This is a genomic window from Psychrobacter sp. PSi21 (assembly GCF_054960615.1).
In genome coordinates this window covers 394303-407559 of the sequence record NZ_JBHNYR010000001.1, presented here as the reverse complement: position 1 = coordinate 407559, position 13257 = coordinate 394303, and the positions used below count along the sequence as shown (strand labels likewise).

At 48.3% G+C, this 13257-nt stretch carries 12 protein-coding genes; 4 read left to right on the top strand and 8 right to left on the bottom strand.

Annotated elements, in window-relative coordinates; translation table 11 throughout:
* Positions 1-18: 18 nt before the first annotated feature.
* Both ACFI32_RS01770 and ACFI32_RS01765 read right to left on the bottom strand, forming a co-directional pair.
* On the bottom strand, positions 19-582 hold the full coding sequence (locus tag ACFI32_RS01770) for a hypothetical protein (protein WP_462624768.1): 564 nt from the start codon (positions 580-582) through the stop codon (positions 19-21).
* Positions 583-1133: 551 nt separating this feature from the next.
* Entirely contained in the window at positions 1134-2441 is a 1308-nt protein-coding gene (locus ACFI32_RS01765; protein WP_462624767.1) for a saccharopine dehydrogenase family protein, read from the bottom strand.
* Between the two features lie 396 nt (positions 2442-2837).
* On the opposite strand from ACFI32_RS01765, the gene ACFI32_RS01760 reads away from it, so the two are divergent.
* Positions 2838-2993 (top strand): DUF1328 domain-containing protein, encoded by a 156-nt coding sequence (locus tag ACFI32_RS01760; RefSeq protein WP_114701374.1) that lies wholly within the window; start codon positions 2838-2840, stop codon positions 2991-2993.
* A gap of 169 nt (positions 2994-3162) precedes the next feature.
* Here the strand turns inward: ACFI32_RS01760 and ACFI32_RS01755 are convergent, their stop codons facing one another.
* From ACFI32_RS01755 to ACFI32_RS01740, 4 genes are all read right to left on the bottom strand, one after another.
* Positions 3163-3456 (bottom strand): 4a-hydroxytetrahydrobiopterin dehydratase, encoded by a 294-nt coding sequence (locus ACFI32_RS01755; protein ID WP_462624766.1) that lies wholly within the window; start codon positions 3454-3456, stop codon positions 3163-3165.
* 270 nt (positions 3457-3726) lie between these two features.
* Positions 3727-4014 (bottom strand): GNAT family N-acetyltransferase, encoded by a 288-nt coding sequence (locus tag ACFI32_RS01750; protein WP_462624765.1) that lies wholly within the window; start codon positions 4012-4014, stop codon positions 3727-3729.
* 202 nt (positions 4015-4216) lie between these two features.
* Positions 4217-5617 carry a fatty acid desaturase family protein gene (locus ACFI32_RS01745; protein WP_462624764.1) on the bottom strand — a complete coding sequence of 467 codons (1401 nt, stop codon included), beginning with the start codon at positions 5615-5617 and terminating at the stop codon, positions 4217-4219.
* 213 nt (positions 5618-5830) lie between these two features.
* Positions 5831-6979 carry a flavin reductase family protein gene (locus ACFI32_RS01740; RefSeq protein ID WP_462624763.1) on the bottom strand — a complete coding sequence of 383 codons (1149 nt, stop codon included), beginning with the start codon at positions 6977-6979 and terminating at the stop codon, positions 5831-5833.
* Between the two features lie 383 nt (positions 6980-7362).
* Between ACFI32_RS01740 and ettA the strand changes: the two genes are divergently transcribed.
* Positions 7363-9024 carry an energy-dependent translational throttle protein EttA gene (gene ettA / locus ACFI32_RS01735; RefSeq protein ID WP_462624762.1) on the top strand — a complete coding sequence of 554 codons (1662 nt, stop codon included), beginning with the start codon at positions 7363-7365 and terminating at the stop codon, positions 9022-9024.
* A 113-nt stretch (positions 9025-9137) separates the two neighbouring features.
* Positions 9138-9557: a hypothetical protein gene (locus tag ACFI32_RS01730; RefSeq protein WP_462624761.1), complete on the top strand. Its 420-nt coding sequence runs from the start codon at positions 9138-9140 to the stop codon at positions 9555-9557.
* Between the two features lie 62 nt (positions 9558-9619).
* On the opposite strand, the gene ACFI32_RS01725 is transcribed toward ACFI32_RS01730, so the two are convergent.
* Both ACFI32_RS01725 and ACFI32_RS01720 read right to left on the bottom strand, forming a co-directional pair.
* Positions 9620-10951, bottom strand: a complete 1332-nt coding sequence (locus tag ACFI32_RS01725) for a Kelch repeat-containing protein (protein ID WP_462624760.1) — start codon at positions 10949-10951, stop codon at positions 9620-9622.
* A gap of 425 nt (positions 10952-11376) precedes the next feature.
* A complete protein-coding gene (locus ACFI32_RS01720; protein WP_462624759.1) occupies positions 11377-11757 on the bottom strand; it encodes a VOC family protein in 381 nt (126 codons plus the stop codon).
* A 53-nt stretch (positions 11758-11810) separates the two neighbouring features.
* Here ACFI32_RS01720 and ACFI32_RS01715 point away from each other — a divergent pair, with 53 nt between their 5' ends.
* The gene (locus ACFI32_RS01715) at positions 11811-13163 is read left to right on the top strand and encodes a D-serine ammonia-lyase (RefSeq protein ID WP_462624758.1); all 1353 of its coding nucleotides are present in this window, start codon (positions 11811-11813) and stop codon (positions 13161-13163) included.
* Positions 13164-13257: the final 94 nt, after the last annotated feature.

The window sequence follows — 13257 nt, the reverse complement described above, 5'->3', positions numbered from 1 at the left end:
TCTATGGCGGGTTAAACATTAACGAATGGTAAAGCGGCGACTTTCGTTAAATTCAACTTGGCCTGGCTGGGTCGCTAGCAGCTCACCGCGGCGGTCTTTTTTCTTCTCTTGTAAGGTGATATCAGCGGGCTGTTCACGCATATCAGCAGGCGTCACTTGGCTGCTTTCGATGTCATTGATTGCTTGCGCTTCAGCTGCTTCACGTGCTACACGTGCTTGCGCTTCAGCTGTTACACGTGCTTCACGTGCTTCAGCTAATTTTGCTTGAGCCATTTGATCATAGGCTGCACGCCGTTGTATTTCTGCGGCAAAAGGCTCGTCATCATCCATGTCGTCTACTTCGTATGCCATGTCGACGGCATTCATCGCATCCATATCATTGTCATCGACGGCACCTGGCTGAGTGGCCAGCAGTTCACCATCAGGACCTTCAATTTCCGCTTGTAAGGTGTTGTCTACTGGCAAGGTGCGCACATCGGCTGGCTGGATGTCGCTGTGGTTAACAGGTGCGGCCATTGCAAGGCTGGGCACGGCCACAGCAGCACTGATAAGTAATGATAAAGGTAGCATACGGTTGGTCATAAATAATCCTCCAAACAAGCAGTCTCAATACGTTAGAAAACAGTCGCGATTACAAAATCGGCGTCATACCATTCTTTAAGGTATTGATTGTGACTGATCATCATTGATAATTGATAGTTACCAAACAATGGTTACTAAATAATGGTTATTGAATAGCAATGACTGAATACGTTAAAAAACAGTTAAGCATAAAACAAAGTTCAGAGTATCAGCTCAGGGCAGTCAAGTTCAGTAGTGAAATATTCACCAGTCTAACGTTTTTGTCTATAATTGTGAGCTTACGCAGTGGGTGTGTTGGTGCTTGGTAAAAACAGAGCGACTTATCAGCAAAATCATGAATCAAAAATCACGCACGGTCTTTACTGGAACTGTGATTATCACCGAAACGATCACTGGTCAAACGCACTAAAAAAGCGCCCACTGCACAATGTCAGTGGGCGCGCCGTTATCTATCAACCAATCATTACTTTTTATAGTCCAGCAGCCATGCCAATATCACATGCTGTCATTCCTATGTGGTTATGCAGCGATGTCCTGAGTCATGTCTCGACTTATGCCTCGACGCGCTCAAAGCATAAGCCTGAATATTCTTGCAAGCGCGTTATCAGCTTATCGCCCATTGCTGAGGCTGGCGTCCAAAAGCCGCCCGCGACCGCCTCTTTACTGATATCTTGCGCCAGACACAGCGCCGCTTGTGCCAGCATACGTGAGGTGCTGCCATAACCGGGGTCTTTGTCCCCTGTCACCTTGGTTTCAATACGCGCATCATCAGCGGTTTTGCCAAAAAAGCGAATATCAAAAAAGCCGTCTTCTTGTTCAGACTGCGAAGGCCCTGAGCCTGATTTGGGCAGAACATGGTCGGACAAAAACTCACGGCTGCGCTTAAAGCTCATCGCGGTGGCGAACCCCAGTAACCCTGCACTTAAGCCATAGCTCATCAGCTGACCTTTGACGCCATCTTTCATCCACATGGCTTCGTCGTACTTAAAATCGCGGCCATACTCATAGTCCAGCAGCTGATTGCTGTGATGCACAATGCGGGTATTGATGCTGGCCATCACAAAAGGCGCAAGCCAACGTCCTTGTTCGGTATCGTATTCTGGCTTTTTGATGTTGTCTTGGCGCACGGTGGGCGCATGGTCGTCATCATTGAGCAGATATGGGTTGGCAAGCTGGCGACGACGGTCGGGGTCCTGACCCACTTCGGCAAAGATGGTCGCCATCGATGCAATCGTGCCACCAGACAAGCCGCCTTTTGCTGCTTTGACGCGCATATTGATCACCTCGCAAGTGTCTCCCAAATGCGCTGTTGCTTGTTGCTGGGTAAAATAAACGCCCAAATCTGAGGGAATCGAATCAAAGCCGCACGAGTTGACAATACGCGCGCCGCTTTGTTGGGCCGCGTCTTTGTACTTATCCATCATGTCTTTGATAAAGATGGCTTCTCCTGTCAAATCGACATAATCCGTACCATGCTGCACGCATGACTTGATGAGTGGCTCACCATATTTCAGATATGGGCCGACGGTTGAGATGATGACTTGGGTTTGCGCCGTCATGGCATCAAGGCTGGCCTCATCATTACTGTTGGCAATGATGATATCAACAAGATGCGGAGTTTCGCTCTTGTCATTATTGTGATCTAGCGATGCTTGTAGCTTTTTAAGCTTGTCCTCGTCACGGCCAGCAATCGCCCAGCTGACTGCTGCTTGATCCGATGCCGGTGCTAAAAACTGCGCCAAATAGCGTGCGGTGATTTGTCCCACAAAGCTGGTCGCGCCGTATAAGACCACGGCATATTTTTGGTTGGTATTGGCCTTTTGTGTATCTACCTTGAGTGCCTCTGCAGGGATGTCCATGACGAATTTCCTTATGATATGGAGATGATTGTTATTTGAATGAGTATTTGTTATCAGTCGCTTTTCATTGGTTTTTAAATATTGGTTTTTAGCTATTGATTTTTAAATCATATTGGGTTTTATCAAAATAATATCTGAGCACATAAGGCTTTCTTAATACAAGCGAAAAACCTGAAAGTCACAAAATAGGTTAAAAAACTGCCAATAGCACTACATAGCTTACACAACGTATTGCCACAATTACCAAAAGGTACGTTGCAACAGGCCAAACATTGCTACGCTATGACCATAAGCAGTAACAACAAAAATGACTATATAAAACAATGAGGTAAAAGCGCTGGATGTCTTAATAACAGGGACGCCGCATTGAGCTTTCATTATCTAAGGAGAACCACTATGTTTCGTTGGGCTATTATTTTTGCAGTGGTCGCACTGCTCGCAAGTTTACTTGGGTTTGGCGGTGTGGCAGGTTTGTCAGCCAATCTGGCCTACATCTTCTTAGCAGTCGCGGTTATTTTGTTTATCGTGGCGTTTGTTAGTCGTAAGATGTAATAATAGGCATATCGTCGCCAGCGCTGGCAACCATCAACTGGCCAAGACTTTTGAATAAGACAGACAAAAAACGTCCTGCTATAGGACGTTTTTTTATGGGCAAATACAAATAAGCCGAATACCAATAAGCACTGATAAATATCAATAATGATTGATCAAAGAATACCGCCTAAAATCGTTTGGGCTGTAGGATGTATTCCATACGTTTGGCCAAGCGAATATCATGGCTGGTAATGCCGCCCGTATCATGGGTCGTTAAGCGTACTTCAACCACGTTGTAAATATTGCGCCACTCAGGATGATGCTCAAGCGCTTCGGCATAAAAAGCGGCTTGGTTCATAAAGCTCATGGCCTCGATAAAATCGCCGAAGTGATAAGATTTTACAATGCTATTGCCATCGCGTTGCCAACCTGGCAACTCCTGCAATTGTAGATCCACTTGCCTGTCAGATAAGCTACTCATGATGTCATCCTTTTTATTATTGGAGGGGTGAAAGTCACTGGTATAAGGTTGCGCCATATGGTGGCGCAAGCAAAAATCCGTCAATGACTGGCCATGCACTATCCCATGCAAGTTGCAAAGCGGATAGAGGGCAAAAAACCCACCTATACATGATATCTTGACACATATGTCTGACATATGTGCACAAAGACAGCAGGCAAATAGGCGGGCAATTCTGTGTTAAGACACAAAAGCTGGCGATTTTGGATGCGTGATTGGGCAGGCTGACCGTTATTTGACCAGTGACTGATAGTCAGGGTGCTGCTTGATATAAGATGCCACAAAAGAGCACTGCGGGACAACCTTTTTATCATTGCTGCGCGCATATTCTAACGCATGTTTGACCAGTGCCGAACCAACGCCTTGACCGCCAAGGGAGGGTGGCACGATGGTATGGTCATAGACGAGAGTGTCGCCGCGCTCTTGATAACTGATATAGCCAGTTTGACCCTCAATAGTGGTTTCAAAACGATTGGCGGTTTGGTTGTGCGTGATGTCAGGTTGGATATCGGTACTCATGGTGTTATTCCTTTGATTTATTATATTTTTAGCTCGTTTTATTGTTGTGTGGCAAACGCTTAAAGTAGCTTTATTATGCGTGATACCACTACGCGTTGCCAGTGACTTCGCGTAGCTTAAAGTAAGCAAAGATAGAACAAGTGTTATCGTTTTTTATGCGTATCAGCAGCATCAGCGCGCTACCACCATGCAGCGTAACGCCTTAGCGCGCATAATAAAGCGCTTGGCGCACGACAGAGGGCAAGTAACGATCAAGACGGCGTGTGGCAGCAGCGATTTTTTTGGTTATGCGTGAGCGGCCAGACGCTGCTGATTGTTGTAGTGGCTCGTTGAGACTGGGCTCAGCAGACTTTGCCTGCTGAGTACCTGCGGCCAAATGTGCTTGCCATTCGCTCGCGCTTGGCTGGCTAAAGTGCCAGATACGCTTGAGCACTTGGCGAAACTGGGTGCTAAAGCGGCCAGTGTTGTATGGCAGCTGGTAGCGCTCACAAATCTGCTGTACTTGTGGCGCAATACTGGCGTAGCGGTGCGCAGGCATGTCGGGGAAGATATGATGCTCAATCTGATGCGATAGGTTGCCAGTTAAAAAATGAAAAATACGGCCGCCTTTTAGATTACTAGAGCCGAGGATCTGGCGCACATACCAGTCGCCTTTACGCTCATCATCTGCAAGGTGGGTATAAATGTGCGCCTGCTCAGTCAGGTGACCACAAAAGATGATCGCCCACGTCCAAAGGTTGCGTGCGATATTGGCGGCGATATTGCCTGTCAGCGTGGTTTGGGCACTGCTGCGCCCTAGAAAAACGTACGCCGCGACAGGCAAGGCAAGATAGTCTTTACCCACTTGTCTACCAAGTTTGGCAAACAACGCACGCGCTTTGGGTTGCATGATGCGGTGAATTTCAGGATCATCAGCGTATTCATCAACGCTGATCTGAATGTCATGAAAGGCGACCGCCCATTCAAAACCCAAGGCCAATATCGTGGTTTTGAGTGGGTTATAGCGGTCGCTGGGCGTCCATGGCTGCTCGTCCGTGACCCGAATCAAATGATAGCCAACGTCATGGTCGCGGCCAACGATATTGGTAAAGGTATGGTGTAGGTAGTTGTGAGAGTGTTGCCACAATGGCGCAGGGCAGACAATGTCCCAATCAAAGCGCTGACTGTTCAGATGCGGGTGCTGCATCCAGTCGTATTGTCCGTGCATCACATTGTGCCCAAGTTCCATATTGTTGACGATTTTACTAACGCTGAGCAGTGCTGTACCTGCCAGCCACGTCCCCCAGCGGCTACGGCGACCAGACATACGCCCTGCACCAGCCAGTAGCACGCGTGCCAGTAGCTCACTATAGACCACGCCTGCATAGACGCGCTGAATATAGCGTGCGTCATCACCATCTAGTGAACTCATGACCGTGTGATAGAGGGTATCGAGTTCTGCCGCTAATGCATCGGCTTGGTCGGTGGATAACGGTGTTTTATCGAGGATTGGGTAAGGAGCAGTCGTCTGAGCATCGACCTTTGTGGTCGTCGCAGGCGGCGACTGGGGCGCTGGAACAAACCCAGCTGACATGGCGGTAAATAAAGGTGGTACGGTACGCATAAATTATCCTTAACCCTATCAATAAAAGCGCTTAACGGCTTAATATCACATGCAGGGTCAGTCGTTTTAAAAAATGGGCAGTGCCAAACGGCGTCAGTGTCAAGAGTGTCAAGACAGCAACAGTGAGAAATCGAAACTTAGGTCTCATAAAACTTGGGTCTCATAAAACTTATATCTCATCTAGGTCTCACGTAAACATCATTTAGACGTCATTTAGACATCTAGCACCACATCGGTCATCGCAACACTAATACAGGTCTGGATGGGCTCAAAGCCATCATGGCTAAGCTGACCAGTTTGGGTGTTTTTGACCACGCCGCTGACTTTGTTGCAGCGGCACATATGGCAAATGCCCTGACGACAACCGTAAGGTAGCGCAATGCCTACTTGCGTCGCCGCGCTGAGTAGGGTACTGCGACTGACAAATGAGCGCTGACGACTGCGCAGATAAATGGTTTGTTCAGTACCACTATGATCTTGTGGCTCATCAGTGACAGGATGATTATCAAACTGCTCAACGACTATATGGTCGCGCAGTAGTCTGCCATCCGTTTGCTGACTGGTAATGGTATCAGCGGCGCGCCTCAAACCTGCCAATAGAGACGGTGCGCCACAGGCGAAAATTTTGATCGTGGACAGTGGCAGATCCAGTGCCAGCAGCACCGCTGCCTCAATATGGCGCGTGCCTGCCAAATAAGTGGTCGGGTCATTGGTGTTGATCAGGTGATAAGAAAAGCGAGGATACTGCTGGCGAACATGCGCCCAATGATGCGCAAGCACTGATGTACGCTGATAAGACAGCAGCGTCACTGCATGGCCGATAGCCAATGCCTGCTCGATCAATCCCAGCATCGGGGTGATACCGCTACCACCCGCGATAAAGAGCAGCGGCGCAAGGGGCTGATTCGGCTGTTCCTGAGGCAGTGGAGGCAGTGTAAACGACCCACTTGGCAAGGTGGTATCCACGATCGTACCGATGGCCGCTTGCTTGGTAAGGTAATGGGATACCAACCCCTGCGGCTTGATGGCGATGGTGATGCTATTGGCCTGCGATGTGACCGGTTTATGGCTTGCCCCGTGCCATGCAGACCGCTTGGGTAATCCGAGTAGCGAATAACTGCGCTGATGATAAATACCATTTATCAAGACACTCAGCGTCACATGCTGCCCACCTTGCCAGCTGCCTTGCTGCTTAAAGGCAGCATTGGGCGTAAACTGCAGCGCCACCAAGTCGGCACTCAGCGTGTGGCGCGCAATCAGGCGCAGGCGTGGCTGGGTTTTTGACCAAAACGGCTGCAATCGCGCACCCATAAAATGCAAAAAGGCACTTTGCACCAGTTCAGGGCGATAGCCAGTCGTCATCGTCGTTATACCTCTTACTTATCTGTGTGGTAGTGTTATTATCATGCTACCGTGTATCGTCGCGTATAGCGAAAGGTTTGCTGCAATTTTTTGTGCTGTTCCTGAGACAATCCTTATTGGGTGGTTAAGGGCATGTGTACCTTTACAGGTTTGCTGCTGAGTTTTTTGACATGGTGAGCGGGCTTGTTGTTCTTAGCACCGCTGTTTTTCTGAGGATGACTTTGTCGCAAAAGGCGCGCGAAAACGGCCACTCAGCTTGCAGCGCCCCCGCCACAATGCGATAATGCAAAACAATGTACAACTCTTATAACAAGGCACTGCCCGCGCCGTTTCACTGATTCAGGCAGGCGCTGCCTTCTTTTATATCGTCTATTGGAGTGCTAATGGCACAATATATCTACACGATGAACAACGTGTCAAAACTTGTTCCACCTAAGCGTGAGATCCTAAAAAACATCAACCTATCGTTTTTCCCTGGTGCCAAAATTGGTGTCCTCGGTATTAACGGTGCGGGTAAATCGACCTTGCTACGCATTATGGCAGGCGTCGATACCGAATATAGCGGTGAAGCGCGTGCACAAACGGGCACCAAGGTCGGTTATCTGCCGCAGGAACCGCAGCTTGATAACAGCAAAGACGTGCGCGGTAATGTCGAAGATGGCATGCGCGAAGCGCTGGATGCACTGGCGCGCCTTGATGCCATCTATGCTGAATACGCTGAGCCAGATGCTGACTTTGACAAACTTGCTGAAGAGCAAGGCAAAATGGAAGACATCATCCAGTCATGGGATGCGCACAACCTAAATACCCAGCTGGAAAAAGCTGCTGATGCCTTGCGTTTGCCTGCATGGGATGCGGATGTCAGCAAATTATCAGGTGGTGAAAAACGCCGTGTTGCGCTTTGCCGTTTGCTACTGTCTCGCCCTGACATGCTATTACTTGACGAACCGACCAACCATTTGGACGCTGAGTCTGTTGCATGGCTTGAGCAGTTCTTGCAAAACTATAGCGGTACGATCGTGGCCATTACCCATGATCGCTATTTCCTTGACAATGTGGCGCAGTGGATCTTGGAGCTTGACCGTGGCCAAGGCTTCCCTTATGAAGGCAACTATACTGAGTGGCTGGAGCAAAAGAACAAGCGCTTAGAGCAGCAGCAGAAGCAAGAAGAGTCGTTTGCCAAAGCCTTGAAAAAGGAGCTTGAGTGGATTCGTAAAAATCAAAAAGGCCAACAAGCCAAGTCAAAATCACGTGTTCAGCGCTTTGAAGAGCTGAATTCAAAAGAGTTCCAGCAGCGCAATGAGACCGCCGAAATCTATATTCCACCCGGTCCACGCCTTGGTAACAAAGTGATTGAGGTCAACAACATCTCAAAATCTTTTGATGATCGTTTGCTTTACGAAGACCTCAGCTTTAATGTCCCAGCCGGTGCTATCGTCGGTATCATTGGGCCAAACGGTGCAGGTAAAACCACTCTGTTTAACATGATCACAGGCAAAGATGAGCCAAATACGGGTTCAGTAGACCTTGGCGAAAGTGTTGAGGTCGCCTACGTCGGTCAGGTACGCGACAATCTGGATGACAGCAAAACCGTGTGGGAAGAAGTCTCTGACGGTTTGGACATCATCACCGTTGGTGAATACACCACGCCAAGCCGAGCCTATATCGGTCGCTTTAACTTTAAGGGTCAAGACCAGCAAAAACGTGTCGGTCAGCTATCAGGTGGTGAGCGTAACCGTCTGCAATTGGCAAAAACCCTGAAGCAAGGCGCGAACGTATTACTCCTCGATGAGCCGTCGAACGATTTGGATATCGAAACCTTGCGCGCACTTGAAGACGCGGTACAGGTCTTCCCAGGCACGGTCATGGTGGTCTCGCATGATCGCTGGTTCCTTGACCGTATCGCCACCCATATCTTGGCCTTTGAAGAAGAAGGTCCAACTTGGTTTGACGGTAACTATACTGAGTTTGAAGCGTATCGCAAAAAGCAGTTGGGTGCGGACGCAGGCCCTAAGCGCATGAAGTATAAGAAGATTACAAAGTAATTTTTTAGGTCATCTGCTAGGGATATGCCCTAAACAAACGATCAGGTATATTGATAAAAGGCGTAACGCAGGTTACGCCTTTTTTATGGTCTAAAAAGGATGAGGTGGCAAAGATGCTTGAGACAGTCGCGCGGTTATTTATGGTTGCAACGATGGTATTGCCGATCATTGTGGTTTATCGACATCAGTTTTCAAAAGTCACTCGTCTGCGCACTTGGCAAGTGTTTTTTATTGGCGCGATTTTGATTTGGTTATTGATTCAAGGTGGCGTGTACTTTACCAATGCGCATTTGCGCGCGGCACTTGATGCCTTTGATGTGGATAACAATGGTATTTTTACTGCTGACGAAATCAATGAAGCACAGCGAGCGGCGATGAGGCGCGTGGTATCAGATACAGGGAGAGCGCTTGCGCCAATCACAGGCGCTGTATTTGCGGTTGGTTATATGTTGATGCTATTGGTTTTTTTTAAAATAATTGGGTTTTTTAAGCAAACACTCTTAGCAACATTCGCCAAAAGCGACCAAGCTTAATGACTTAGTCGCTAAGAGGGGCTACGGCTTAGTGACTTTTGGCTTTGATATGGTTAAAAAATTTACAGCCAAACATCGACCACGTCACACGCCATATGCTCTATTTTTGATAGCTTGTGGCGTAGATTTTGTTGCAGCAGTTCAAGCTTATCATCAGGCAATTTGCCTTCGATAATGACTTGAATACAGTCGTCATATTCGCATTGGTAGCGGATCTTAATGCCATCGATATACAGCACCGTCTCGTCATAGCTAGACGTATTGACATCATCCATCGTAGAAGCCACCTCATGATCAATGGGCGGCACCAATAGCTGCTGATAACTGGCGATATTTGGCATTTTGCCAGTATGGGTTTCAATGATATTAGTATATTGCTGTGCTCGCGCATGGTCTTGCATTTCCATCGCCTCCGCCAGCTGCGCATAGTACCAAAGGTGCAAATACTCATTATCTTGTCGTTTGACATAAAAATGCTGCCACTTGCGTGCAAGGGTGGTCATATTTTTCCAAATCAGGGTATTGAGATTGAGCACCCACGTGTCGAGATTACGCAGTAGCGGCGCAGTATCATCCATCACAACCTCACCGCCTGTAACCACAATACGATTGTCTTTTAACCGCGCCTGATGTCCATGAACCCAGCCCATGCTGTTGCGGGTGGCAACTTGGCTGATCTTAAAGCTGCGGGTATCAAGACGGTAAACAGGTGTATGGCTGTACTGGCGGTCTTCAGGGTAGCCCAATGCGCCAATGATGATAATGTCCTCACCGACCAAGGTGGCGGTGTGAAAGTCGGTCGGCGCAAATACCGCTTTGGGATACTTGTAAACAGTGATACCACCGTCGGGACAAATCACGGTCACGTCATTGTAAATACAAAAATTGGGATCGTAGCTGTCTTCAAACTCGCCGCCGATCAAGACGATACGACCATCAGGCAACAGCGTGCGGGTTTGCCCCATTCGCGCTTGGCACCACATGGGTTTGGCGATTTGATGTTCGCTAGGACGATGACCATCAATGATGTATTGCTCAACCTCCCACGCTGACAAATCGTGTGTGACCACCCATTGGTAAAACGGATTGGTGACTGCCGTGGGGTTTTGCATACCAAATACTGGATGTTTAAACGCGTGATAGCTCAATAAAAAGTCGCGTGTCTGCGGTAAGTCCAGCGTTTGCAGATCCGCATAGCAATGGTGGTTTTTGGTATGTCTGGCGAGTATAGGCACCGATGCTGGTGGTATGGGATAAGGGGACTCAGGCCTGATATAGGGCGATAAGACAAAGGTGGAACGGGGTATCTTGGGAAGATATAGGTTGTGAGATTGTGGTAGATAAGGCGTGTTGAATAAAGGCGTAGCACTGACTTGATAAAAATATAGCGTCATATAAGGCTGTCGCAGCGTGACGACAGGCAGGGGGTCTGGTTAATGTGTGGCATAAGGCCGCACAGACAATCATAATTGCTCATCTGTGTTTGGCTATCTTAGCAGAATTTGGGATAAATAAAACCGTCGCGTGATGATTTTGGTGTCAATATTGGCTGGCCCATCATAATAGACACATTAAAAGAAGGGCTTACAGGTAACGACCTTATCTGAAGAAGAAGGTCTAGCATGGCTTGATGGCAACTATGCTGAGCTTGAAGCTTATCGTAAAAAACGATGGGTGATGACGCCACGCCTAAGCGTGCTAAGTATAAGAAGATGACCAACCAATACCACTCTTTGGTATATTGGCACTGAATAGAAAAGACCGCTAATGATGAGCGGTCTTTCTTTACGCACAAATTTTTTGACTATTTAAGCGTTATTTATGAATAATTGGAGACTTCGATTAAATTGCCATCAGGGTCACGAAAGTAAAATGACATAATTGCGCCTTGCGCACCTGTTCGCGCTACAGGACCTTCGAGCACGTCAACACCTTGCTCACGCACATGGGTCATGGCATCGGCTAAGGGCGTGGTGGTGATAAAGCACAAATCGGCGCTACCTGCTTTGACATTTTGTGCTTTGGGCTCAAACTCATTGCCCAGCTCATGCAGGTTGATTTTCTGTTGACCATGCATCAAGGCGACACGTTCTACACCAAAACGCACTTCGGTCATACCCAGCACCTTGGTATAAAAATCAATAGTGTGCTGTAGATTTTTTACGGTTAAAACAAAATGGTCAAGCTTTAGTATGTCCATGGCATCTTCCTTCGGTATTATTGATAGTAAAACATCTTATACGAGCGTAATTTATGACGACTAAAGCATCCCAGCAAGCAACGATAGAACATTTATATCACACCCATCCGCTACTAAAGACGATCACAGCCACCAAGCCGCTGTGCTGGTTGAACCCCAAGTGGCAGCCTTTTGCAGAGGCAGCACCTACTCTGCCGCTTGGCTTGGATGATATCGCGGACGCATCCGAGCGCTTAAAGCGTTTTGCCCCTTATATTGCCAGCGTATTCTCTGAGACGGCGGCAAGTAATGGCATTATCGAATCGCCATTACGCACTATTCCAAACATGCAGCAAGCGCTACAAACCTTTTATGGTCATCCCATGCTTGGGCGTTTACTGCTTAAATGTGACAGCCATCTGCCGATTTCAGGTTCGATTAAAGCGCGCGGCGGGGTCTATGAGGTGCTCAAGTATGCAGAATCAGTCGCGATTGACTCAGGTCTATTAGCCCTAGAGGACAACTATCAAACACTCGATAGCGCTGCTTGCCAAGCGGTCTTTGCCACGCACAGCATCGTGGTCGGCTCAACGGGCAATCTTGGTTTGAGTATCGGCATTATGGGCGCGCAGCTTGGCTTTCAAGTGACCGTGCACATGTCGGCCGATGCCCGTCAATGGAAAAAAGACTTGCTGCGAGGCAAGGGCGTCCGCGTTGTCGAGCATCAAGATGACTATAGCAAAGCCGTTGAACAAGGGCGGATTGAGGCTGAGCAAACCCCGCGTTGCCACTTTATCGATGATGAAAATTCTCAAGATCTGTTCCTTGGCTATAGCGTCGCTGCTGAGCGCCTAAAACAGCAGCTGGACGAGCAAGGTATTCAGGTGGATCACGAGCAGCCGCTGTTTGTTTATCTGCCGTGCGGTGTTGGCGGTGGCCCTGGCGGCGTGGCCTTTGGTTTAAAGCAAATTTTTGGGGACAATGTACATTGCTTTTTTGCTGAGCCTACCCATTCTCCGTGCATGCTTATCGGTATGTATACGGGTTTACATGATGGTATAAGCGTGCAGGATTTGGGTATTGATAACAAAACCTGTGCCGATGGTCTGGCGGTCGGTCGCCCCTCCGCCTTTGTCGGTCAGGTGATGGCGCCGCTGCTCAGCGGTATTTACACGGTGGAGGATGACGATCTATACCGCCTGTTGGCCTTGATGCATGACAGTGAAGGCATAGATTTAGAGCCTTCGGCATTGGCAGGCGCGCCTGGTGTTTTCAACGTCCTCACCAAAGGTACAGCGTATCTGGCGCACCACGGATTAACGGATAAGCTCAACCAAGCGACGCATATTGTGTGGGCAACGGGCGGCAATATGGTACCCAGTGAAGCGCACCTTAACTATTATCAAAAAGGAAAAAGCCTGCTGTAGCGTACGGCAGTGCTTTGTGTCATGAGATGATTAGCCATCGTACAAAAAAAGACCGCTCATCATTAGCGGTCTTTTTTATGGCTTTGCAGGTGGT

Bases quoted from the DNA above. Each gene is read 5' to 3' on its own strand.
- ACFI32_RS01770 (WP_462624768.1), bottom strand. From the start codon at position 582: ATGACCAACCGTATGCTACCTTTATCATTACTTATCAGTGCTGCTGTG.
- ACFI32_RS01765 (WP_462624767.1), bottom strand. From the start codon at position 2,441: ATGGACATCCCTGCAGAGGCACTCAAGGTAGATACACAAAAGGCCAAT.
- ACFI32_RS01720 (WP_462624759.1), bottom strand. From the start codon at position 11,757: ATGGACATACTAAAGCTTGACCATTTTGTTTTAACCGTAAAAAATCTA.
- ACFI32_RS01740 (WP_462624763.1), bottom strand. From the start codon at position 6,979: ATGACGACTGGCTATCGCCCTGAACTGGTGCAAAGTGCCTTTTTGCAT.
- ACFI32_RS01750 (WP_462624765.1), bottom strand. From the start codon at position 4,014: ATGAGTACCGATATCCAACCTGACATCACGCACAACCAAACCGCCAAT.
- ettA (WP_462624762.1), top strand. From the start codon at position 7,363: ATGGCACAATATATCTACACGATGAACAACGTGTCAAAACTTGTTCCA.
- ACFI32_RS01730 (WP_462624761.1), top strand. From the start codon at position 9,138: ATGCTTGAGACAGTCGCGCGGTTATTTATGGTTGCAACGATGGTATTG.
- ACFI32_RS01755 (WP_462624766.1), bottom strand. From the start codon at position 3,456: ATGAGTAGCTTATCTGACAGGCAAGTGGATCTACAATTGCAGGAGTTG.
- ACFI32_RS01760 (WP_114701374.1), top strand. From the start codon at position 2,838: ATGTTTCGTTGGGCTATTATTTTTGCAGTGGTCGCACTGCTCGCAAGT.
- ACFI32_RS01715 (WP_462624758.1), top strand. From the start codon at position 11,811: ATGACGACTAAAGCATCCCAGCAAGCAACGATAGAACATTTATATCAC.
- ACFI32_RS01745 (WP_462624764.1), bottom strand. From the start codon at position 5,617: ATGCGTACCGTACCACCTTTATTTACCGCCATGTCAGCTGGGTTTGTT.
- ACFI32_RS01725 (WP_462624760.1), bottom strand. From the start codon at position 10,951: ATGACGCTATATTTTTATCAAGTCAGTGCTACGCCTTTATTCAACACG.